19 protein-coding genes are annotated in these 22,593 nt (G+C 59.5%); 8 read left to right on the top strand and 11 right to left on the bottom strand.

From position 1 onward, the window contains the following. Positions 1 to 2 precede the first annotated feature (2 nt). The 3 genes from BUB69_RS15940 to BUB69_RS15930 all read right to left on the bottom strand — a co-directional run bounded on the left by BUB69_RS15940 (position 3) and on the right by BUB69_RS15930 (position 4,165). Positions 3 to 998, bottom strand: a complete 996-nt coding sequence (locus tag BUB69_RS15940) for an SDR family NAD(P)-dependent oxidoreductase (RefSeq protein WP_073168412.1) — start codon at positions 996 to 998, stop codon at positions 3 to 5. Further along, positions 995 to 2,323: a UDP-glucose dehydrogenase family protein gene (locus tag BUB69_RS15935; RefSeq protein WP_073168410.1), complete on the bottom strand. Its 1,329-nt coding sequence runs from the start codon at positions 2,321 to 2,323 to the stop codon at positions 995 to 997. The genes BUB69_RS15940 and BUB69_RS15935 overlap by 4 nt, the downstream gene beginning before the upstream one ends. A gap of 192 nt (positions 2,324 to 2,515) precedes the next feature. Continuing rightward, complete coding sequence (locus BUB69_RS15930; RefSeq protein ID WP_073168408.1) at positions 2,516 to 4,165, bottom strand: phosphoethanolamine transferase; 1,650 nt, start codon at positions 4,163 to 4,165, stop codon at positions 2,516 to 2,518. Positions 4,166 to 4,483: 318 nt separating this feature from the next. Between BUB69_RS15930 and pmrG the strand changes: the two genes are divergently transcribed. Continuing rightward, positions 4,484 to 5,170, top strand: coding sequence for a lipopolysaccharide core heptose(II)-phosphate phosphatase PmrG (gene pmrG, locus BUB69_RS15925; protein WP_073168406.1), 687 nt, complete (start codon positions 4,484 to 4,486; stop codon positions 5,168 to 5,170). Between the two features lie 120 nt (positions 5,171 to 5,290). Here pmrG and BUB69_RS15920 read toward each other — a convergent pair whose 3' ends face one another. From BUB69_RS15920 to gatC, 8 genes are all read right to left on the bottom strand, one after another. Then, entirely contained in the window at positions 5,291 to 5,971 is a 681-nt protein-coding gene (locus tag BUB69_RS15920) for a class I SAM-dependent methyltransferase (RefSeq protein ID WP_073168404.1), read from the bottom strand. 92 nt (positions 5,972 to 6,063) lie between these two features. Further along, positions 6,064 to 6,738 carry a response regulator transcription factor gene (locus tag BUB69_RS15915; protein WP_073168401.1) on the bottom strand — a complete coding sequence of 225 codons (675 nt, stop codon included), beginning with the start codon at positions 6,736 to 6,738 and terminating at the stop codon, positions 6,064 to 6,066. 534 nt (positions 6,739 to 7,272) lie between these two features. Beyond that, entirely contained in the window at positions 7,273 to 7,656 is a 384-nt protein-coding gene (locus BUB69_RS15910; protein WP_073168400.1) for a carboxymuconolactone decarboxylase family protein, read from the bottom strand. 44 nt (positions 7,657 to 7,700) lie between these two features. Further along, positions 7,701 to 8,732: a calcium/sodium antiporter gene (locus BUB69_RS15905; protein ID WP_073168398.1), complete on the bottom strand. Its 1,032-nt coding sequence runs from the start codon at positions 8,730 to 8,732 to the stop codon at positions 7,701 to 7,703. 53 nt (positions 8,733 to 8,785) lie between these two features. After that, a complete protein-coding gene (locus BUB69_RS15900) occupies positions 8,786 to 9,157 on the bottom strand; it encodes a septal ring lytic transglycosylase RlpA family protein (protein WP_073168396.1) in 372 nt (123 codons plus the stop codon). A 187-nt stretch (positions 9,158 to 9,344) separates the two neighbouring features. Continuing rightward, the gene (gene gatB / locus BUB69_RS15895) at positions 9,345 to 10,790 is read right to left on the bottom strand and encodes an Asp-tRNA(Asn)/Glu-tRNA(Gln) amidotransferase subunit GatB (protein WP_073168394.1); all 1,446 of its coding nucleotides are present in this window, start codon (positions 10,788 to 10,790) and stop codon (positions 9,345 to 9,347) included. Between the two features lie 10 nt (positions 10,791 to 10,800). Next, positions 10,801 to 12,252: an Asp-tRNA(Asn)/Glu-tRNA(Gln) amidotransferase subunit GatA gene (gene gatA, locus BUB69_RS15890; RefSeq protein WP_024693996.1), complete on the bottom strand. Its 1,452-nt coding sequence runs from the start codon at positions 12,250 to 12,252 to the stop codon at positions 10,801 to 10,803. A gap of 14 nt (positions 12,253 to 12,266) precedes the next feature. After that, positions 12,267 to 12,554 (bottom strand): Asp-tRNA(Asn)/Glu-tRNA(Gln) amidotransferase subunit GatC, encoded by a 288-nt coding sequence (gatC, locus tag BUB69_RS15885; protein WP_024687492.1) that lies wholly within the window; start codon positions 12,552 to 12,554, stop codon positions 12,267 to 12,269. A 206-nt stretch (positions 12,555 to 12,760) separates the two neighbouring features. Between gatC and mreB the strand changes: the two genes are divergently transcribed. The 7 genes from mreB (at position 12,761) to BUB69_RS15850 (ending at position 22,592) form a co-directional block, all read left to right on the top strand. Continuing rightward, the gene (gene mreB, locus BUB69_RS15880) at positions 12,761 to 13,798 is read left to right on the top strand and encodes a rod shape-determining protein MreB (RefSeq protein WP_002555108.1); all 1,038 of its coding nucleotides are present in this window, start codon (positions 12,761 to 12,763) and stop codon (positions 13,796 to 13,798) included. 182 nt (positions 13,799 to 13,980) lie between these two features. Further along, on the top strand, positions 13,981 to 15,099 hold the full coding sequence (mreC, locus tag BUB69_RS15875) for a rod shape-determining protein MreC (protein WP_073168392.1): 1,119 nt from the start codon (positions 13,981 to 13,983) through the stop codon (positions 15,097 to 15,099). Continuing rightward, on the top strand, positions 15,092 to 15,583 hold the full coding sequence (gene mreD / locus BUB69_RS15870; protein ID WP_073168389.1) for a rod shape-determining protein MreD: 492 nt from the start codon (positions 15,092 to 15,094) through the stop codon (positions 15,581 to 15,583). Before mreC ends, mreD begins: the two co-directional genes overlap by 8 nt. A gap of 65 nt (positions 15,584 to 15,648) precedes the next feature. After that, positions 15,649 to 16,251 carry a Maf family protein gene (locus BUB69_RS15865; RefSeq protein ID WP_073168387.1) on the top strand — a complete coding sequence of 201 codons (603 nt, stop codon included), beginning with the start codon at positions 15,649 to 15,651 and terminating at the stop codon, positions 16,249 to 16,251. Further along, positions 16,248 to 17,705 carry a ribonuclease G gene (gene rng / locus BUB69_RS15860; RefSeq protein WP_073168385.1) on the top strand — a complete coding sequence of 486 codons (1,458 nt, stop codon included), beginning with the start codon at positions 16,248 to 16,250 and terminating at the stop codon, positions 17,703 to 17,705. The genes BUB69_RS15865 and rng overlap by 4 nt, the downstream gene beginning before the upstream one ends. A 177-nt stretch (positions 17,706 to 17,882) precedes the next feature. After that, complete coding sequence (locus tag BUB69_RS15855; protein WP_073168583.1) at positions 17,883 to 21,698, top strand: YhdP family protein; 3,816 nt, start codon at positions 17,883 to 17,885, stop codon at positions 21,696 to 21,698. A 48-nt stretch (positions 21,699 to 21,746) separates the two neighbouring features. Continuing rightward, on the top strand, positions 21,747 to 22,592 hold the full coding sequence (locus BUB69_RS15850; RefSeq protein ID WP_073168580.1) for a carbon-nitrogen hydrolase family protein: 846 nt from the start codon (positions 21,747 to 21,749) through the stop codon (positions 22,590 to 22,592). Position 22,593 lies beyond the last annotated feature (1 nt).

The raw sequence follows: 22,593 nt of genomic DNA, 5'->3' as shown, positions 1-22,593 counted from the left end.
TATTAGAGAGATGGCGGACGAGGCCCGGATCGATAGTGCTCTCGATACCAGGCAACAAAGGCGTTTACGCCGTTGTCGACCGATACCTGCGGCTGGAAATCGATCCACTGGGTCAACGCAGTCACGTCGGCCCAGGTGTGCAGTACGTCGCCGGCTTGCAGGGGGAGATAGCGACGCTTGGCGCATACGCCCAGCGCTTTCTCCAGGCAATCGACGAACTCCAGCAGTTTGACGGGCTGGCCGCGGCCGATATTGAAGAGCTGATGAGGCGGCTCGCCGCCCACTGACTCAGGTGGACGCAGGCGCAGACGCATGATGCTTTCGACGATGTCCTCGATGTAAGTGAAGTCTCGCGCCATCTCGCCGTGGTTGTAGATATCCACAGGCTCATCGCAGAGCATCGCCTGGGTAAACTTGAACAACGCCATGTCTGGTCGGCCCCAGGGGCCGTAAACCGTGAAGAAGCGCAGCCCGGTGGCATGCAAGCCATACAGGTGGGAATAGCTGTAGGCCGTCAGTTCATTGGCTCGCTTTGTGGCGGCATACAGGGAGAGCGGCCTGTCGACCGCATCCTCTACCCGAAATGGCATACACGTATTAGCCCCGTAGACCGAGCTGCTGGAGGCGTAAACAAGGTGCGCTGGCCGGTGCTGACGGCAGGCCTCAAGCACATTGATAAAACCGACCAGATTGGACTGAACGTAGGCGTTGGGTTGTTCCAGTGAATAGCGCACACCGGCCTGGGCTGCCAGGTGAATGACCTGTTCGAAGCCATGCCGCTCAAATAGAGCGCCAAGACCCTCTGCGTCGGTAATGTCTAACCGGTTGAAGGTGAAGCCGGGCATGCACTGAAGCATGGCCAGTCGCGATTGTTTCAGTTCGACGCTGTAGTAATCGTTGAGGTTGTCGATGCCGACTACCTCAACACCGAGTTCACACAGACGCCTGGCAACATGGAATCCAATAAACCCGGCTGCGCCGGTCACGAGTACCGTCATGGGTGGGCCCTCTGGCCGCGCCCGATGCCATAGTATGCAAAGCCCGCTTCCTGCAATTGCGTTGGATCGAACAGGTTGCGGCCATCGAAAACCGCCCGATCACGCAGTGTCTTGCCGAGTTGGCCCAGATTCAGAACGCGGTAGTCCTGCCACTCGGTCACCACCACCAATGCGTCCGCTCCTTCAAGCGCCTGTTCCTTGCAGTCCACCAGCTTCATGTCCTCACGCTCGCCGTAATGGCGACTCATGGCTTGCATCGCCTGCGGGTCGTGGGCCTGAACCTGGGCACCTGAGGCCCACAGTGCTTCCAGCAAGGCGTGGCTGGAGGCCTCGCGGATATCGTCGGTGTCGGGTTTGAACGCCAGTCCCCAGATAGCAAACACCTTGCCCTTGAGTTCGCCGTGGTAATGCGAGCGGATTTTCTCGAACAGACGGTTTTTTTGGCGGCGGTTGACCTGTTCCACGGCGTTGAGAAGTGACGTCTCGATACCGTGTTCTTCGGCGGTGCCGATCAACGCCTGAAGATCCTTGGGAAAGCACGATCCGCCGAAGCCGCAGCCAGGGTAGATAAAGTCGTATCCGATGCGCGGATCTGAGCCGATGCCCAGGCGAACCTGCTCAATGTCTGCATCAACCCGCTCAGCCAGATTGGCCAGTTCATTGATGAAAGAGATCTTGGTCGCCAGCAGACAGTTGGCCGCGTACTTGGTCAGCTCAGCACTACGGGCATCCATGACCACAAACTTTTCACGGTTGCGGCTGAAGGGTTGATACAGCTCACGCATGAGCTCCAGCGCTGCCTGACTGGCCCCGCCGACGATAATCCGGTCTGGACGCAGGCAATCACTGACAGCAGAGCCTTCCTTGAAAAATTCCGGGTTGCTGATCACTTCGAAGCCGTCATCACGTCGCGGGCTGGCAGCGATTTCGGCCAGTAAACGGTCCACCGTCCCGACAGGTGAAGTGGATTTGTTGACGATCAGACGAGCACCGTCAGCGTGCCCCAGCAGGGAGCGCAGTACAGCAAACACCTGGCTCAGATCCGCTTTGCCGTCCGCCTGCGGCGGTGTACCTACCGCGATGAACACCAACTCGGCAAAGCGGCTGGCTTTGGCAACGTCCGTAGTGAAATGCAAACGCTGGCAGTCCAGCCCGTTTCGCAACAGTTCTTCAAGGCCGGGTTCAAAGATTGGGCACAGGCCGTCACGTAGCGCTTCGATACGTTTCTCGTCGACATCCATGCAACAGACGGTGTGGCCCACTTTCGCGAGGCAGGCGGCTTGTGTCAGCCCCACGTAGCCAGTTCCGAACACGGTCACTTTCATGTGCTGCTCCCTGTGCTCTCATGAATCATGAGCCTGGTTTTTTAATGCCCGAACACATGCCGGACACGTAGCGCAAGATAAATGTCATAAATGTGTTAAGAAACGATGACTGTGTTTGTCATATAAGGGCTGAGGCGTTGATTCTTGAGCACGCCATCTCGCCTGAGGCCAGGCGAGGGGGGATTAACGATGTTATTGCTTTGCCAACGCTCCGCCTTCGACGGGACTTCGGCAGCCTGCAAACATATCCAGCGCCGGATCGTAGGCCTGGGTGTCGACCCGAAGTAAGCCCAACATGGAGTGAAACAGGTTGTCCTGGCTCAGTGCTGAATCGCGTTTCTTTTCCAGGCAGGCGGAGTCGATATCGAACGACGTCTGATAGTTTTCAGAGAACCAGACAATCATCGGCACATGCTTTTGTTGCATCGGCGCCAGCATATAGGGTGTGCCATGCAGGAACAGGTTGTACTCTCCCAATGACTCGCCATGATCCGAGAGATACACCATGGCGGTGTCGACCTTTTCCTGATTGCTGCGCAATAGCTTAATCAGGCTGGCCAACACATGGTCTGTATACGCCACGGTGTTGTCGTAACTGTTGATGATGCTTTCTCGCGAGCAGTTATTAAGCGCATTGCTCTCGCAAATCGGTGTGAATTTCTCAAACTGCTTTGGGTAACGTTTGTAGTACTCGGGGCCGTGACTCCCCATTTGATGAAGTACCAGTACGGTGTCCTTCTCAAGGTGGTCGATGCGCGCTTGCAGGCCTTGCAACAGAATTTCGTCGCTGCACTCGTTATCCCTGCACAACGCAGGGTCCTTGAGATTGCTGACATTTTCAAACGTCACACGGTCGCAGGTTCCTTTACAGCCTGACTGGTTGTCTCGCCAAATGACATCCACGCCAGCCCGTTTGAGCACATCAAGCAACCCTTCCTGATTCTTGGCGGTGGTTGGATTGTAGTTTTTTCGGCCCATGTTCGAGAACATGCACGGTACCGATACCGCTGTCTCGGTGCCGCAGGATTGCATGTCGCTGAATGCAATCACGCCCGGTTGGCTGCGCAGTTCGGGTGTTGTGTCTCGGGTGTAGCCAAGCAGCCCGAAATTATCGGCCCGTGCGCTTTCGCCGACGACCAGGACCGTCAGGGATTTACGCGGATGCTGCGCCCAGGCGTTGCTCAGCGTTGCGTCCTCAGCGACGGTTGAAAACGGCTTCCGGGCGGAGATCACCTTCTCACGCAGGTAGCTGATGGAGGCGCCCATGTAATTGCTGGGAACCACCATCAATCGCAATTCATGGTGATTGCGAAGAAGCGATGACAACCCCTGATAATTGAGCAGGGCCATCGAACCCATCACAAAACCGCAGCCTGCGAGGACGATGGCTTTGCTGAGCAACTCTCTGTGCCAGCGCCTGTAGTTGATCGGGGTTTTCCACAGCACGACGGAAGGCACTATCCCCAGCAGGACAAGGTAGGCGACAAGTTTGAGAGACAGCAGTCCTTGAGCTTCGGTGATGTTGGTTTCGGCCACGTTTCTGAACATGCCGACATCGATCAACACGCCATACTGGCTCATGAAGTATGAAACCGCTGCGCTCAGAATAAACACGACCGTCAGCAGAGGTTTGAGGACTCTTTTAAACGCAAATAACGTGAGTACACCATTAAAAATACACAGCACGATAAGGCCGAATGCGACACGCAGTACGGTATTTCCGTCATGGTTGTCGGTAATGTCGAACAGGTGTTGCCATAACGTCGTGTTAAACGCCAGCAACAAAAACACACTGGCGAGCATAATCGCAAGCTCGGGGCGAGCTGCTTTGATCTTCCACATGCCGGTCTTCCTGACGTCAGTAAGCAACTATTGGGCAGCGCGAGAGTGGCTGCGGCAAGGCTGCGAACTGTAGGGTGCGGATTATAAAATTTATGTGAAAAAGGTGGTGATAAAAGGTCGAGCAGTGCGGCGCTCATCTTCGTTGTTTTTCAAATAAGGTGATCCCGTCTTTTTTCTGGGGTGCTTCTTGTCGCCGACTAATTTTTGACATCTTCTTCACTGCTCTGCCACGGCAGTAACTTTATGTTCAGGCTCATGTTGTGAAGCGAGGCTTCACGTGCACTAAGCGGCATCACGGTGACCAACAGGAGCATTCACATGGCACATACTTTTATTCAGGATCTGGGCGAGCTCAACATTCGCGTTGGCCCGGTTCGCCTCTTCAGCTGGCACACAGTGATCGCTGTCTGTTCTTTAATGCTCGCCACCACCTTGATCTGGTACCTGACCACCGCCCGTGTTGTAGACCTTGGCAGCGGCAAAAACCTGGTCAGCTCGGGGCTTGTCGAGCAGTGGAAGCATGGCGATGTGGTGGTCATGATCAGGCACGCAGAACGTTGCGACCGGTCTGCCAATCGCTGTCTCGGCAACGCTGACGGCATTACGGTGAACGGCAGCCATATGGCCTCTGATGTCGGCGCGGGTCTGCAACGGTTGGGGCTTGAGCGGGCCAGCATGATCGCCAGCCCTTCAACCCGCACACAGCAGACGGCGCGTTACGTCGCCGGACAAGCTGTGGTCGCTCAGGACTGGGTGGGTGAATGCAACAGCCACTTCAAGGATGAGGTCGTCGGCCACAAAGCACGAGGTGAAAACCTGGTGCTGATCACGCACAGCGGTTGCATCGATCATTTTGAGCGAACAATGGGGGTGCCTGCCGGTGAGCGATCCAGTGAATACACTGAAGCATTTTTTGTGAAAATGGACGGTCAGGCGATACCCAGGATTCTCGGTTCACTGAATGCAGTGCAATGGAAGAGCCTGACTCACGAGCAGTTGAAATAATAATTGCTCATTGGGCGCTGTCTGACGTTTGGTCAACGCGTGTAGAGTTACTGTTGTGTCAGCAGGAAAACCTTTCTTATACACAATCCGGCACCGCACAAGCGGTGCCACTGGCATCCGTTACAGCTTGCTCAGCACGTAGACCCGCCACATCGCGTAGAACGGTATGAAATCAATACGTTCCTCAATGACGAACCCCGCCGAAACAAATTCCGCTTCTGCAGTCGCGCGATTCAGTACAAACCGATTTTGGTTCTCACCGTGCTCACCCTGTTCCTTGCGAGCAACCTCTTGGCGTTTACGCCTCCAGGATTTGTAGTTGCCATCGACCCACAGTGAAAGAATGACGGTCTCTCGGGTAACGCGGTGAAACTCTCTGAGCATCGTCATACGGTTTTCGGCCTCGCCCACGTGGTGAAACAGGCGCATGCTGAAAATGGTATCCACCGAGTTATTGGGCAGCGAAATATTGAACGCGGATGTCTGCAGCGGTTTGACGCGCTTGACGATGTCCGGGTCCTGAAGCGAACAGGCAGTGCTCAACATGTCTGCCGAGTGATCTGCCCCTACGATGATTCGACTTTTCTTTTCTGACAGCACAGGCCAGAACCTGCCTGCGCCGCAGGGCAGATCCAGTACCAAACCTGGATCTCCCGCTCGCTTGAGTGCTTTGCGCACCATGTGCTCATCCCGCAAGTGGGACAGGCGACCGGCGAGCGTGGCGTGGTGTTTCAGGAAATACTGCTCTGCAGGGTCCTGATCGTAAGGTTCAGAAAACTTGAGTCTGACTGGGCTGCTCATGACGCTCTCCGGGTGTTCATGAGCAAAAAATAGAGCGATCCGCGTTGTGACTGAGTCAAGTGATCGTGAAAACCATGTTGCCCTGGAACGTACTATTCCGCCTGGCTGAGTTTATAACCAAGTCCATGGACGGTGTGCAGCAAGGGCGCATCAAAACCGCTGTGCAATGTACGTCTCAGGATATGGATAGTGCTGCGCAAACTGTCACTGTTGGGCGCGTCTCGCCCCCAAACGACATCTTCAAGTTCTGCGCGTTTTACGAGGTCAGGACTTTTGCGCATTAATAACTCCAGCAACTTCATGCTGGCAGGGTTGAGTTTGAGGCGCTTGCCGCTTCGGGAAACCTCCCAGGTGTCCAGGTCAAACGTCAGGTCTGCAACGACCATGATTCGGTTATTCCTTCGTTGACTGCGGGCGACGACTGCTTCGACCCTGGCAAGGACTTCCGACATGGCAAACGGTTTCGTAATGTAATCGTCAGTGCCCACGCTGAAACCTGCCAGACGATCTTCAAGCTCGTCGCGGGCACTGAGCATGATAATCGCGACTTCAGTCTTGGCGTATTGACGCAGGCTTCGACATATCTGGTTGCCATCAATGCCCGGCAGCATGATATCGAGAATGATTGCGTCGAACTTCTGGGTGGCCGCCAGGTGCAGCCCGCTTAAACCGTCAAGTGCGCCCTTTACGGTGTGCCCTTTTAGTTCAAAGTATTCCACCAGGTTGTCGTGGATGTCGGGGTGATCCTCAATAACTAAAATATCCATTACGGTGCCTTAATATTATCCATCAAATCCATTGAGAATCGGCATCCACCGGGCACCTGGCGGTAAAACCCCGTGAAAGATCGCAACGAGCGCAGCGACAAGAATGACGGCTATGAACGCAATCATCCGCGCGAACACAATGACGATTCTTTTGATGAGGCTGTGTCTGACGTCCATATCGCTCCGGGTCGTTGCTCAAGGCCGCCGGTATGGCCAGCCCCCCACTCGCAACACCTTCCGATGGCGTCAGAGTAGTTCTGGGTAAAGATAGCGCACAGGGAAGGAGCGAGAACCGTAATCGTGGGCGGCGGGACCTGTTGATCATGGTTTGCTATTAGCTACTATCAGGCGGCGAGCCACGGCTTTAAACATCAGCTTTTAATGTGGTCGAACACGTCCGTCAGTGCGCGGTAGCGAGGCAGGCACGCCTGGGTTGTTCTGAGCGGCCTGTCCCTTGTGCGGAATGAATGCAGTTGCCACTCGAAGGGTGGCAACTGTGTCATCAGACTGACTACTGTCCCATGTAGCCAGGTCTCAGTCTGGCGTCACGTAGCTGTCGATCACTTCCTGCGCTGCACGAAACGCCTCGATGGCGGCCGGTACGCCTGCATACACTGCGCAATGCAGCAGCGCTTCGCGGATTTCTTCCACCGTGCAGCCATTGTTCAGCGCGCCGCGCACATGGCCCTTGAGCTCCTGAGAGCATTTGAGTGCGGTCAGGGTGGCCAGAGTAATGAGGCTACGGGTTTTCAGAGGCAAGCCCTCGCGGCTCCAGACGCTGCCCCATGCGTGTTCGTTGACGAAATCCTGCAACGGCTGGCTGAAGTCGGTGGCGTTGCCCAGTGCGCGGTCCACATAGGCATCGCCCATCACCTGGCGACGAATCTGTTCGCCATTGCTGATGGTTTTGTCTGTCATGGCATTTCTCCTCAGGCTTAGTGGTCGGGCGTTTCGAATGGCCGTCAGTGTTGTCTTCGCCAGGCGCGCACGGTGCCAAAGGCAACGATCACGCCCAGCAGCGGCAGGATGAACCTGAGCATCATGCCTTCCAGGCGCTCGGCCAGCAGCATGCCGGAGCTGATCGACACGATGTGCAGGCCGTAGGTCAGGTAAAGCGACAACAGAAACAGGCCTTCGATGCGGTCTATCCGGTAGCCGGAATAGAACAGGGGCACGCAGAGTACCGCGACGCCCAACATGATCGGCAAGTCGAAGACCAGTGCATTGGGTGAGATGGTCAGCGGTACCGGCGCAATCAGCGCGGTTAACCCCAGCACGCCCAACAGGTTGAACAGGTTGCTGCCGATCACATTGCCGACGGCGATGTCGCGCTCGCCACGCAAAGCTGCAATCAGCGAGGTCATCAAGGCGGGCAGTGAGGTGCCGATGGCGATAACGGTCAGGCCGATGATGCGCTCGGACAGCCCCAGGTTGATCGCGATCACCACCGAGGCATCCACCAGCAACTGCCCACCCGCCGTCAGCAGCAGCAAACCTGCCGCCAGCAACGCGATGCGCATCAGGCTGCGGGGTTTTTCGGTGGTGGTTGCATCACCATGGCGTGGCACCTGTCCACCCTGGCGGATGACAACAAACAGGCAGGCCAGCATGGCGGCCAGCAGCAGCACGCCATCGAACTTGCTGAGCTCGCCGGTCCACGACAGACCAATAACCAGCAGGCAGGCCGCGATCATCAGCGGGATGTCCACGCGCAGCACCTGCCGGGCCACCCGCAGCGGAATGATCAGGGCGCACAGCCCCAGAATCACCAGCACATTGAAGATGTTGCCGCCGATCACGCTGCCCACCGCGATGTCGGTGTTGTCCGAGAAGGCCGCCTGCAGACTGACGGCCATCTGCGGCGCGCTGGTGCCCATTGCCACGACGGTCAGGCCGATGATCAGGGGTCTGACCTTGAACAGGGCCGCGAGGTGCACGGCCGACCGAACCGACAGCTCTGCGCCGACCAATAGCAAGAGAAGGCCGCAGACCATCTGGATCAGGGCAGGGGCGGGCAGTGTCGAGAGCTGGAGAATCGAGGGCGTCCTTAGTCGAGGGCCTGAAGGCGTACAGGGGCGGTGCCGCTACGCAGCATACCCAGTTGTTCAGCCGCCTTGCGAGAGACATCGATCAATCGGCCTCGCGTGTGAGGGCCGCGATCATTGATGCGCACGACGACGTATCTGTCGTTGTCGAGATTGGTCACTTTGACGCGCGTGCCAAATGGCAACTGCCGGTGAGCGGCGGTCAGGGCGTTCTGGTCGAAGGGTTCGCCACTGGCGGTACGGTTGCCGTGATGCCGGGAGCCGTAATACGAAGCACGCCCGGTTTCATCGTAACCGTGGGGGTCGATGAGGCTGTTGCTGGAGCAGCCGGCCAGTAACGTCAACAGGCTGCAGGCAGAGAGAAGTCGGCGCATGGGTCGGGTCCTGAGTGCCTGTGGGTGAGCGCGGTTGTAACGCAATTCCATGTGGCCCGGCTATTTGCGGGAGGCGGCTTGCCGGCGAAGGCGTCAGGCCAGTCACTGGTTGTCGCCTGAACAGACGCATCGCCGACAGGCCGCCTCCCACAGTCAGTGCGAGGCGGCTGCGTATCCCTTGCAGGTATCAGCCTTCCAGCCTGGCCTTGAGCAGTTCGTTCACCTGCTGCGGGTTGGCCTTGCCTTTGGAGGCTTTCATGGCTTGACCGACGAAGAAGCCGAACATCTTGCCGCGTTTCGCTTCGTCTGCGGCGCGGTATTGTTCGACCTGTTCGGCGTTGGCAGCCAGGACCTCGTCGAGCATCGATTCGATGGCGCCGCTGTCGGTGACTTGCTTCAGGCCGCGCTTTTCGATGACTTCATCGGCATTGCCTTCGCCATTGGCCATTGCCTCAAACACCATCTTGGCGATCTTGCCCGAGATGGTGTTGTCGGTGATGCGCTTGAGCATGCCGCCCAGTTGTTCGGCGCTGACCGGCGACTGCTCGATCTCGACGCCCTGCTTGTTCAGCAGGCTGCCCAGTTCGACCATGACCCAGTTGGCGGCCAGCTTGGCGTCGCCGCTGATGCTGACCACTTGCTCGAAGTAATCCGCCTGCTCGCGGCTGGAGGCCAGCACACTGGCGTCGTAGGTCGACAGGCCGAACTGGCTCTGGAAGCGTTCGCGTTTCTGCGGCGGCAATTCTGGCAGCGTGGCGCGGGTTTCTTCCAGGAACGAGTCTTCGATGATCACCGGCAACAGGTCAGGGTCGGGGAAGTAACGGTAGTCGTTGGCTTCCTCCTTGCTGCGCATGGCGCGGGTTTCGTTGGTGTTCGGGTCGTACAGGCGGGTCTGCTGGATGACCTTGCCGCCGTCTTCGATGAGGTCGATCTGGCGCTGAATCTCGCTGTTGATCGCTTTCTCGATGAAGCGGAACGAGTTGACGTTCTTGATCTCGCAGCGCGTACCGAATTCGACCTGACCTTTGGGGCGGATCGACACGTTGCAGTCGCAGCGCAGTGAGCCTTCGGCCATGTTGCCGTCGCAGATGCCCAGATAACGCACGATGGCGTGGATCGCCTTGACGTAAGCCACGGCTTCCTTGGCGCTGCGCATGTCTGGCTCGGAGACGATCTCCAGCAGCGGCGTGCCTGCGCGGTTCAGATCGATGCCGGTCATGCCCTGGAAGTCTTCGTGCAGGCTTTTGCCCGCATCTTCTTCAAGGTGCGCGCGCGTGATGCCGATGCGCTTGACCGTGCCGTCTTCCAGCGGGATGTCCAGGTGGCCCTTGCCGACAATCGGCAATTCCATCTGGCTGATCTGATAGCCCTTGGGCAGGTCAGGGTAGAAGTAGTTCTTGCGGGCAAACACGTTGTGCTGACCGATTTCGGCATCCACCGCCAGGCCGAATTTGACGGCCATGCGCACGGCTTCCTTGTTCAGGACCGGCAGTACGCCCGGCATGCCCAGATCGATGAGGCTGGCCTGGGTATTAGGCTCGGAGCCGAACGTCGTGGCGCTGCCGGAAAAAATCTTCGATTGGGTCGAAAGCTGGGTGTGAATCTCCAGCCCGATGACGACTTCCCATTGCATGTGTTTCTCCTCAGAAGCCTTCAGGTGCGCGAGTGTGCCAGTCGGTGACCTGCTGATACTGGTGCGCGACGTTGAGCAGACGGCCTTCCTGGAAATACGGTGCGAGCAATTGCACGCCCACCGGCAGACCTTCGACGAAGCCTGCAGGCATCGACAGGCCCGGCAGGCCCGCCAGGTTGGCGGTGATGGTGTAGAAGTCTTCCAGGTATTCGGCAATCGGATCGTTGGTCTTGGCGCCGATTTTCCAGGCCGGGTTAGGCGTGGTCGGACCGAGGATCACGTCGACTTCGGCGAACGCATTCATGAAGTCATTCTTGATCAGGCGACGGATTTTCTGCGCCTGCAGGTAGTAGGCATCGTAATAACCGGCCGACAGCGCATAAGCGCCGACCATGATGCGACGCTGCACTTCCGGGCCAAAGCCTTCGGCGCGCGAGCGCTTGTACAGGTCGGTCAAATCCTTGGGGTTTTCGCAGCGATAGCCGAACCGCACGCCGTCGAAGCGCGACAGGTTGGACGAAGCCTCTGCCGGTGCGATCACGTAATAGGCCGGGATACCGTGTTGCAGGTTCGGCAGGCTGATTTCCTTGACGATGGCGCCGAGCTTTTCCAGTTCCTTGACGCTGTCGTGGACCAGTTGCGCGATGCGTGGGTCCAGGCCTGCACTGAAATACTCTTTCGGCAAGCCGATACGCAGGCCTTTGAGCGATGCGTTTAGGGTCGCCGAGTAATCCGGGACGGGCTCGTCGATGCTGGTGGAGTCCTGTGCGTCAAAACCGGCCATGCCTTGCAGCAGCAAGGCGCAGTCTTCTGCCGTGCGGGCCATGGGGCCGGCCTGATCGAGGCTGGACGCATAGGCGATCATGCCCCAGCGCGACACACGACCGTAAGTCGGCTTGAGGCCGGTCAGGTTGGTCAGTGCGGCAGGCTGGCGGATGGAGCCGCCGGTGTCGGTGCCGGTCGCGGCAGGCAGCAGGCGTGCCGCAACGGCCGCCGCTGAACCACCGGACGAGCCGCCGGGAACGCACTCAAGGTTCCACGGGTTTTTAACTGCGCCATAGTGGCTCGACTCGTTCGCCGAACCCATGGCGAATTCGTCCATGTTGGTCTTGCCCAGCGTCACCGTACCGGCCGAGGCCAGACGGGAAACCACGGTAGCGTCGTACGGTGCTTTGAAATTGTCGAGCATCAGCGAGCCGCAGCTGGTGCGGATGCCCTGGGTGCAGAACAGATCCTTGTGAGCCAGCGGCGCGCCGAGCAGGGCACCATTCTCACCGGCAGCACGGCGTGCGTCTGCGGCCTGGGCCTGGGTGATGGCCAGGTCTTCGGTCAGGCTGATGAAGCTGTTGAGCTGAGGGTCGAGCTGCGCGATGCGCGCCAGCAGGACACGGGTCAGTTCTTCAGAGGAAAACTTCTTTTCGGCGAGTCCGCGGGCGATCTCGGCCAGAGTCATTTGATGCATGCAGGCTCTTTCCCTTACTCGATGACTTTCGGAACCAGATAAAGTCCGTCCTGGACGGCTGGTGCGATGGCTTGGTAAGTCTCGCGACGATTTCGCTCGGTAACGGCGTCTTCGCGCAGGCGCTGAGAGGCTTCCAGCGGATGGGCGAGAGGTTCGATGCCGGTCGTATCGACCGCCTGCATCTGATCGACCAGCCCTAGAATACTGTTGAGGGCTTCGGTGGTACGTGGGATATCGGCGTCATTAAGGCCCAGTCGGGCCAGATGAGCGATCTTTTCCACGTCGGAGCGTTCAAGCGCCATGGGGGTATCTCCAGTGGAATACGAGCAGGTTTGCTTTATAGCAGAATGCGGAACACTATCGTGTTTCTGCGGTCTCAAGCCGCTAACGTCGAGGGTCGTGGTCATAAAAGCGCCAATTTAACATATTGGCTCCTTGCCCAAAATCCCTGTCGTTGTTAGAGTTTGCCGCACTTTTTTACCCACGCGTTCCCTAGGGTCCCTTTCCCATGTTCAAGAAACTGCGTGGCATGTTTTCCAGTGATCTATCCATCGACCTGGGCACTGCCAACACCCTTATTTACGTGCGTGAGCGCGGTATCGTTCTGAATGAGCCCTCTGTTGTTGCCATCCGTACTCACGGCAACCAGAAGAGTGTCGTGGCCGTCGGTACAGAAGCCAAGCGCATGCTGGGCCGTACACCAGGCAACATTGCAGCCATCCGCCCCATGAAGGACGGCGTCATCGCCGATTTCAGCGTCTGCGAGAAGATGCTTCAGTACTTCATCAACAAGGTCCACGAAAACAGCTTTCTGCAGCCCAGCCCTCGTGTGCTGATCTGCGTTCCGTGCAAGTCCACCCAGGTTGAACGCCGCGCCATTCGCGAGTCGGCCCTGGGCGCGGGTGCGCGTGAAGTGTTTCTGATCGAAGAGCCCATGGCTGCGGCCATCGGTGCAGGTCTGCCGGTTGAAGAGGCGCGCGGCTCGATGGTTGTCGACATCGGCGGCGGCACCACTGAAATCGCGCTGATCTCCCTGAACGGCGTGGTGTATGCCGAATCCGTTCGTGTGGGCGGCGACCGTTTCGACGAAGCGATCATCACCTACGTGCGCCGTAACTACGGCAGCCTGATCGGCGAATCCACTGCCGAGCGCATCAAGCAGGAAATCGGCACGGCCTACCCGGGCGGCGAAGTACGTGAAGTCGACGTGCGTGGCCGTAACCTGGCCGAAGGTGTTCCACGTGCCTTCACGCTGAACTCCAACGAAGTGCTCGAAGCGCTGCAGGAGTCGCTGGCGACTATCGTTCAGGCCGTGAAAAGCGCCCTTGAACAGTCTCCGCCGGAGCTGGCTTCGGACATCGCCGAGCGCGGCCTGGTATTGACCGGTGGCGGCGCGTTGCTGCGCGATCTGGACAAACTGCTGGCTCAGGAAACCGGTCTGCCGGTCATCGTTGCCGAAGACCCGCTGACGTGTGTGGCACGTGGTGGTGGCCGTGCGCTGGAAATGATGGATAAGCACACCATGGATCTGCTCTCCAGCGAGTAATTCGCCGGGGTGCCTGACATGAGCCTTTTGTTTACAGGTAGCGCTTGTGCTGCCTGTATGCGTTAGGCTGATGTCGAATCAGGGTGCCTATTTCTTTCATCTGTCCAGGCCGGTTCCATACCGCATGAATAACTGCCAATTGAAGCTCGATCCGTCGATCGCATGCCCCGGAGGAGCGGCCTATTAAACCGCTTTTCGCAAAAGGCCCGTCATTGGGCGTTCGTCTGCTGGTGCTGGCTGTGTTGTCCGTGGCGTTGATGGTGGTCGACGCACGCTTCACGATCCTCAAGCCCGTGCGCAGTCAGATGTCACTGGTCTTGATGCAATCCTACTGGATCGTCGATTTGCCGCAGCGCATGTTCCAGGGCGTTGCGAGCCAGTTTGGCAGCCGTACCGAGCTGATCGCCGAAAACGAAAAACTCAAGACCGAAGCGCTGCTGCTTCAGGGTCGCCTGCAAAAGCTGGCGGCACTGACCGAGCAGAACGTGCGCCTGCGCGAGTTGTTGAACTCCTCGGCGCTGGTCAACGAGAAAGTCGAAGTTGCCGAACTGATCGGCATGGACCCCAATCCCTTCACCCATCGCATCATCATCAACAAGGGTGAGCGTGACGGCGTGGTGCTCGGTCAGCCGGTGCTCGACGCCCGGGGTCTGATGGGGCAGGTGGTCGAACTCATGCCTTATACCTCCCGTGTACTGCTGCTGACCGACACGACCCACAGCATTCCGGTACAGGTCAACCGCAACGGCCTGCGCGCCATTGCCAGCGGCACCGGGAACCCCGAGCGCCTTGAGTTGCGTCACGTTGCCGACACGGCGGACATCAAGGAGGGCGACCTGCTGGTCAGCTCTGGTCTGGGGCAACGCTTCCCTGCGGGTTATCCCGTGGCGACCGTGAAAGAAGTCATCCATGACTCCGGCCAGCCGTTCGCCATCGTGCGCGCCGTGCCGACTGCCGCCCTGAACCGTAGCCGCTACCTGCTGCTGGTGTTCTCCGACGGCCGTTCGCCTGAAGAGCGTGCCGCCGATGCCGCCCTGGCGCAGGAATCCATCGACAAGGGCCTTGAGCCCGCTACGGTGCCGACCCTGCCGCCGCCAGCGCCTGCGTTCCCGATGTGGTCGCAGCCGGTCGTCCCCGTGTTCCCGACCAGCACCACCCCACACCGTGCGACGGGGCAGGGCGCAAGCCAGGCGCCGGCTGCTGCACCGTCAACGCCCGCGTCAAGGCCGGCCTCGCGGCCTGCTACGTCCCAGCCCCCGGCTTCTTCACCTTCCAGCTCTCGGGAGCGTATCGATGGTTAGTCATGTTTCCGGACGCAATGGCTGGGTCGTCTGGCTTACCTTCGCGATTGGTCTTTTGCTGAGTATTTCGCCGCTGCCGCAGTTCATGGAGATTTTCCGGCCTCTGTGGCTGGCCTTGCTGCTGACCTTCTGGGTGCTGGCCCTGCCGCACAAGTACGGCATGACCACTGCCTGGTTGCTGGGCCTTGCGGAGGACGTGCTGTATGGCACGTTGCTGGGGCAGAACGCACTCATCCTCAGCCTGATCACGTTTCTGGTCATGTCGTTGCAGCAGCGCCTGCGCATGTTTCCGATGTGGCAACAGTGTCTCGTTCTGCTGGTGGTGTTCGGTCTGGCGCAGCTCGCCCAGCTGTGGCTCAGCGCTCTGACCGGTAACCGCCAGCCAACCCTGGCGCTTGTCTTGCCCGCGTTGGTCAGCGCCTTGCTGTGGCCGTGGGTCAGCTATGGCCTACGTGGATTGCGCAAGCGTTTGAAGATCAATTAAGCGCAACGTGAACACAGTGGCCTGTCTGGCGCTGTGTTGATTGCCACCGACACGGAGAGTTCTTCATGCCCTCGCTCTATCTGGCTTCCGGCTCACCGCGCCGTCGCGAACTGCTCACCCAGATCGGTGTGCCTTTCACTGTGCTGACTGCGCAGATCGACGAAACCCCTTTCGATTCGGAAACACCGTCTGCGTACGTCGAGCGTCTGGCGCTGGGCAAGGCGCGGGCCGGTCTGGCGCTGCTGGCGGGCGATCGGCAGGCGTGCGTGATGGGCGCCGATACCGCAGTGGTGCAAGGCGGCCGTATTCTCGGCAAGCCTGTGGATGAAGCCGATGCCCTGGGCATGCTCGCCGCGCTATCGGGAACTGAACATGAAGTCCTGACCGCCATTGCACTGATCGACCATCAGCGCAGCGAAACCCGTGTCGTCACCAGTCGCGTGCGCTTTCGCCCGATTCAGCCCCACGAAGCCAGCGCCTATTGGGCCAGCGGCGAGCCGCAGGACAAGGCCGGCGGCTATGCCATTCAAGGCCTGGCGGCCATCTTCGTCGAAAGCCTGCAAGGCAGCTACTCTGGGGTAGTTGGCCTGCCTCTGTGCGAAACCGCGGAACTGCTGGGTCGTTTCGGCATACCCTGTTGGCAATACCTGGAAGGTAACAAGCCATGAGTGAAGAGATTCTGATCAACATCACCCCGATGGAATCGCGGGTGGCGCTAGTGGAAAACGGTGTGCTGCAGGAGGTCCACGTCGAGCGGACCCAGCGTCGAGGCATCGTGGGCAATATCTACAAGGGCAAGGTTGTGCGTGTGTTGCCCGGCATGCAGGCCGCGTTCATCGACATTGGCCTGGACCGCGCCGCCTTCATTCATGCGTCGGAAATCTCCATGCGCGAAGGCCCTGCTGTCGAAAGCATCGCCTCGCTTGTTCATGATGGCCAGAGCCTGGTTGTGCAGGTCACCAAGGACCCGATCGGCAGCAAGGGTGCGCGGCTCACTACGCAGTTGTCGATCCCGTCCCGCTATCTGGTCTACATGCCGCGCACCGCGCATGTCGGTATCTCGCTGAAGATCGAGGACGAGGCCGAGCGTGAGCGTCTCAAGAAAGTCGTCAGCGATTGTGTCGCGCTGGAAGGGATCAAGGAGGCGGGTGGCTTCATCCTGCGTACCGCCGCCGAAGGTGCGGGCGCTGACGAAATCCTTATGGACATCCGCTATCTGCGCAGGCTGTGGGATCAGATTGGCGAGCAGATCAAGACCGTCAGCCCGCCCACGGTCATCTATGAAGACCTGGGGCTGGCCTTGCGCACGTTGCGCGATCTGGTCAGCCCGCGCATCGAGAAGATCCGCATCGACTCACGCGAGACCTTCCAGAAAACCACCCAGTTCGTTGCTGAACTGATGCCGGAGATCGCCGATCGTCTTGAGCATTACCCGGGCGAGCGGCCGATTTTCGACCTGTACGGCGTCGAGGACGAGATCCAGAAAGCTCTGGAGCGCAAGGTGCCGCTCAAGTCGGGCGGTTACCTGGTGGTCGATCCTGCCGAGGCCATGAGCACCATCGACGTGAACACCGGGGCGTTCGTCGGGCATCGCAATCTGGAAGAAACCATCTTCAAGACCAACCTTGAAGCGGCCACCGCCATCGCCCGTCAGCTGCGCCTGCGCAACCTGGGCGGCATCATCATCATCGACTTCATCGACATGGAAGATGGCGAGCATCAGCGTCAGGTGTTGCGCACGCTGGAAAAACAGCTGGAGCGTGATCACGCCAAGACCAACATCATCGGCATCACCGAGCTGGGTCTGGTGCAGATGACCCGCAAGCGTACCCGTGAAAGTCTGGAACAAGTGCTGTGCGAGCCTTGTCATTGCTGTCAGGGACGCGGCAAGTTGAAGACTCCGGAAACCATCTGTTACGAAATCTTCCGTGAGATTCTGCGTGAGGCCAGGGCCTATCAGGCAGTGGGTTATCGTGTGTTGGCCAACCAGCGTGTCGTTGACCGCCTGCTCGACGAAGAATCGGGCAATGTGGCTGAGCTTGAGAGCTTTATCGGTCGCACCATTCGTTTTCAGGTAGAAACCATGTACTCGCAGGAACAATACGACGTCGTACTGCTCTGAGATTGTCACCGTTCCATTGTTTGCAACAAGCGCCCGACGGGGTTCTGCCGGTCTACCCTTATATCGAGAATGATGCGTGGCGAATGAGCAAAACCTGTACCTGACCGGACCAGCCTGCGTGAATCATGTTCATGTCGAGCGCCCCGAACGACGATGCCTGTCGTGGAGGGCGTGCTGATGCAACGTCTTCCGCGTTTCGTGGCGGCGATGACCCGTTGGGGCCTGAGTCTTTGCGCGTTGATTCTGGTATTCGCTGCGCTTTATGTGAGCGTCGGGCGGCAGCTCACGCCGATGGTGGCCGAGTACCGCGTCGATGTGGAGACCAAAGCCAGCGCGGCGTTGAAGATGCCACTGAGCATCGGCAGTCTCGAAGGCAGCTGGAGCGGCTTCACGCCCGTTGTGCTTGCCCATGATGTGATGATGGGTGAGGGCAGCAGCGCGTTGCGTCTGGACAGCGTCAGGGTCGTGCCCGACATGTGGGAGAGTCTGCTGGCCCGGGATGTGCGGCTCGCGCATCTGGAGGTCGATGGCCTCAAGGTGGTGCTCAAGCAGGATCAGGACGGACACTGGGCGGCGCAGGGTTTGCCTGTCAGCCAGGACAGTGCCTTCAATCCGGAGCACGTGCTGACGCAGATGCAAATGGTGTCACAGCTGTCACTGCTCAACAGCCAGGTGACCCTGCAACCCTTCGATGAATCCCCGTTGACCCTTACCTACGTCAACCTGAGCCTGGCGACAGGCAGCTATCACCAGCGCCTCGACGCCCGTCTGACCCTGCCAGATGGCCAGCCGCTGGCCGTAAACGTGCAGTCGCGCATTGAGGCCAGTCGCTGGAAAGAAGGCGAGGCCGACGTTTACGCAAGCCTGCCGCAGAGTGACTGGGCCAAGTGGCTGCCCAAAAGCATGACGCAGGAGTGGACGCTGTCCAGGCTGCAGGCCGGCGGCGAATTCTGGTTGAGCTGGAGTCAGGGCTCGGTGAAAAGCGCGGTCGCCCGCCTTCATGCCCCGATGTTCAAGGGTGTGTATGCCAAGCGCAAGCCAGCGACCATTGAAAATCTGGCGCTGAACGCCTGGTTCGAACGCACGGAAAAGGGCTTCGATGTGAAGCTTGATTCGCTGGCCATGAGCCTGGGCAGCACCCGCTGGGAAAGTCGTCTGCAATTGAAGCAGACCGCCGCGACCGCCGATAGCACCGAGCTGTGGCACGTGCAGGCCGACCGTCTTGAGCTGACGCCTCTCACGCCCCTGATCGACTCGCTGGCACCGCTGCCCGACCCGGTCATGGCAGTGGTGGACGGGCTCAAGGTGACGGGCGGGCTGCGTAACGTATTGCTCGACTATCGCCCGCAGGAGACCGGCGACAAGCGCCTGGGCTTTGCTGCCAATCTGGACAAGGTCGGCTTCAACGCCTACCACGGCGCTCCGGCTGCGGCGAACGTCAGCGGGGCCATCAGCGGCGATCTGGGGCAGGGCGAATTGCGTCTGGATACCAACGATTTCATGCTGCATCTGGACCCGATTTTCGCCAAGCCCTGGCGCTATCAGAAGGCCAATGCGCGTCTGACCTGGACACTGGACGATCAGGCCTTCACCTTGATTGCGCCTTACATCAAGGTACTGGGCGATGAAGGCAAGATCGCTGCCGACTTCCTGATTCGCATTCACCTCAAGCACGATCAGGAAGACTACATGGACCTGCGCGTCGGCATGGTCGATGGCGATGGGCGCTACACCGGCAAGTACCTGCCAGCTGTCCTGAGTCCCGATCTGGATCATTGGCTGCGCACGGCCGTTGTCAGCGGCGCGGTCAAGCAGGGCTTTTTCCAGTATCAGGGATCGCTGAACAAGAACTCCCCCGACACCGCGCGGGTCATCAGTCTGTTTTTCGACGTAAACAACGCGACCCTCGCGTTCCAGCCGGGCTGGCCTTCGCTGACCGGTGTGGATGGCAAGGTCTACGTTGAAAACAGCGGTGTGCGGGTCAAGGCCAGCAAAGGGCAACTGCTCAATACGCAGGTCAGCAACGTCGTCGTCAATATTCCTCACGTGCCGTCAGGGCAAGACAGTCACTTGCTGGTGGACGGCAACTTCTCCGGCACGCTGGCCGATGGCATGAAGATTCTGCAGGAAGCGCCTATCGGCACCGGCAGCACGTTCGCCGGATGGCAGGCTGACGGGCCACTCAGCGGCAAGCTCAAGCTGGATATTCCCCTGGCCAAAGGCACCGAACCGAAGATCGCGGTGGATTTCAGCACCCAGAATGCACGCCTGAAACTGGCCGATCCTGTTTTGGACCTCACACAACTCAAAGGCGATTTCCGCTTCGACAGCACCAGCGGGCTCAGCGGCAAAGGCATTCGTGCCCAGGCGTTTGACCGTCCGATCACGGCAGAGATTACCGCCGAGGGCAAGCCGGACGCCAATGTGACGCGCATCGTGGCCAATGGGCAGATCACCCTCAAGCGTCTGACCGAATGGCTTGACGTCAAGCAGCCGCTGCCGGTGTCGGGCGACATGCCGTTTCAGCTGCAACTCACGCTGGACGAAAAAGACAGTCCTCTGCTGATCACCTCGCCCCTGACTGGCGTGGCGATTGATCTGCCTGCGCCGTTTGGCAAGACCGCGGAGCAGGAGCGCGCCAGCGAATTCCGCATGACGCTGAAAGGCGCTGAAAGACGTTTTGGAGCCGCGTATGGCGACCTGGCCAACCTGGCCTATGCAGCGCCTGCGGGGAAGATCGCTGACGGACGCGGCGAACTGTTTCTGGGCAAGGGCGGCGCTATCGTGCCCGACGCCAAGGGACTGCGAATCCGTGGCAGCCTGACGGAGCTGGACGTTGCGCCCTGGCAGGCTATCGCAGACCGCTACTCGGGCAGCGACCCGGGCGGCAGCGCCAAACAGCTGGTTAACAGCGTCGACCTGCAGATCGGCAAGCTGACGGCGATGGGCACCACGCTGGACGACGTCCGTGTGCAACTGCAGCGCGCCGCTGCCGCCTGGTCACTGTCGCTGGACAGCGCGCTGGCCAAGGGCACTGCTACGTTGCCCGATGCCAAGTCCGCGCCGATCGGCATCAACATGCTGTACGTGCGCCTGCCTGCGGCCGACCCCAACGCAGCGGTGGTCGAGAACGCGCCAGACCCGTTGGCTGATATCGATCCTCGCAAGATTCCAGCGCTGGACGTCAAGATATCCCAGCTGTTTCAGGGCGATCAGCTACTGGGCGCCTGGGCACTGAAGATTCGTCCAAGCGTTGCGGGTATGCGCATGACCGACCTGAGCCTTGGCCTCAAGGGCATTCTGCTGGAAGGCGAAGGTGTGTGGGAGGGGACCCCCGGATCCAGCAGCAGCTGGTTCAAAGGGCATCTGGGCGGCAAGAATCTGGCCGATGTCCTTAAGGCCTGGGGCTTTGCACCCACAGTCACCAGCGAAAGCTTCGACCTGAATTTTGACGGCCGCTGGCCCGGCTCCCCGGCCTGGGTCGGGCTCAAACGTTACACCGGCAGCCTGGACGCTACGCTGCGCAGCGGACAGTTTGTGGAGGTCGAGGGCGGTGCCCAGGCCCTGCGTGTGTTCGGGTTGCTGAACTTCAACTCCATTGGCCGCCGCCTGCGTCTGGATTTCTCTGACCTGCTCGGCAAGGGCCTCAGCTACGATCGGGTCAAAGGCCTGCTGGTGGCCAGCGACGGGGTTTACGTCACCCGTAACCCCATCACGCTGACAGGGCCGTCCAGTAACCTGGAGCTGAACGGCACGCTGGACATGGTCAAGGACCGCGTCGATGCCAAGCTGCTGGTCACGCTGCCGGTCACCAACAACCTGCCTATCGCTGCGCTGATCGTTGGCGCGCCAGCCATTGGCGGCGCATTGTTCCTGGTGGACAAGCTGTTGGGCGACAAGGTCGCGCGCTTTGCCAGCGTGCAGTACAAGGTCGAAGGACCGTGGAAAGAACCGAAGATCACCTTCGACAAGCCTTTTGAAAAGCCTCAATAGCGCGGCATGGAGTACAGTGGTGGCCATGCCATTCAAAAAAGGGTCGCCATGTCTTTTGCCGTGATTCAGATGGTCAGTCAGAGCGATGTTGCGGGCAACCTGGCTCGCGCACGCGCCTTGCTGGAACAGGCCGCCGAAGGCGGTGCCCGGCTTGCTGTGCTGCCCGAGAACTTTGCCGCCATGGGCCGCCGCGACGCGGCCGACATTGGTCGTGCCGAAGCCTCCGGTCAGGGATTGATCCTGCCGTGGTTGAAACAGGCCGCCCGTGACCTCAGGTTATGGGTAGTTGCCGGAACCATTCCCCTCCCGCCCGATGGCCAGCCCGAGCGCAAGGTCACGGCTTGCTCGTTGCTGATCGATGAGCACGGCGAGCAGGTGGCGCGCTACGACAAGCTGCACCTGTTCGACGTGGACGTTGCCGACAGTCGAGGTCGCTACCGGGAGTCGGATGACTATGCTCATGGAAACAACGTCGTTGTGGTCGACACACCGGTTGGAAGACTCGGGCTCAGTGTGTGTTATGACCTGCGTTTCCCGGAGCTGTACACCGCGCTGCGTGAAGCCGGTGCCGAGCTGATCACTGCGCCGTCGGCGTTTACCGCTGTGACGGGGGCCGCGCACTGGGATGTTCTGCTCCGTGCGCGGGCCATCGAAACCCAGTGCTACGTGCTGGCCGCCGCGCAAGGCGGGGTGCATCCAGGGCCCCGCGAAACTTACGGACACGCCGCCATTATCGACCCATGGGGGCGGGTCCTGGCTCAGCACGCGCAGGGTGAAACCGTGCTGCTGGCCACGCGTGACAGTGAAGAACAGGCGTCCATACGGGCGCGGATGCCGGTGTCCACTCACCGGCGCTTTTTTTCGCAGGACGCTTTGCGGCCTGCTTCGGAGTGAA

It is taken from the genome of Pseudomonas asturiensis (assembly GCF_900143095.1).
GTDB lineage: Bacteria > Pseudomonadota > Gammaproteobacteria > Pseudomonadales > Pseudomonadaceae > Aquipseudomonas > Aquipseudomonas asturiensis.
The sequence above is the reverse complement of the archived record's forward strand: the minus strand, read 5'-3'. Positions and strand labels throughout refer to the sequence as shown.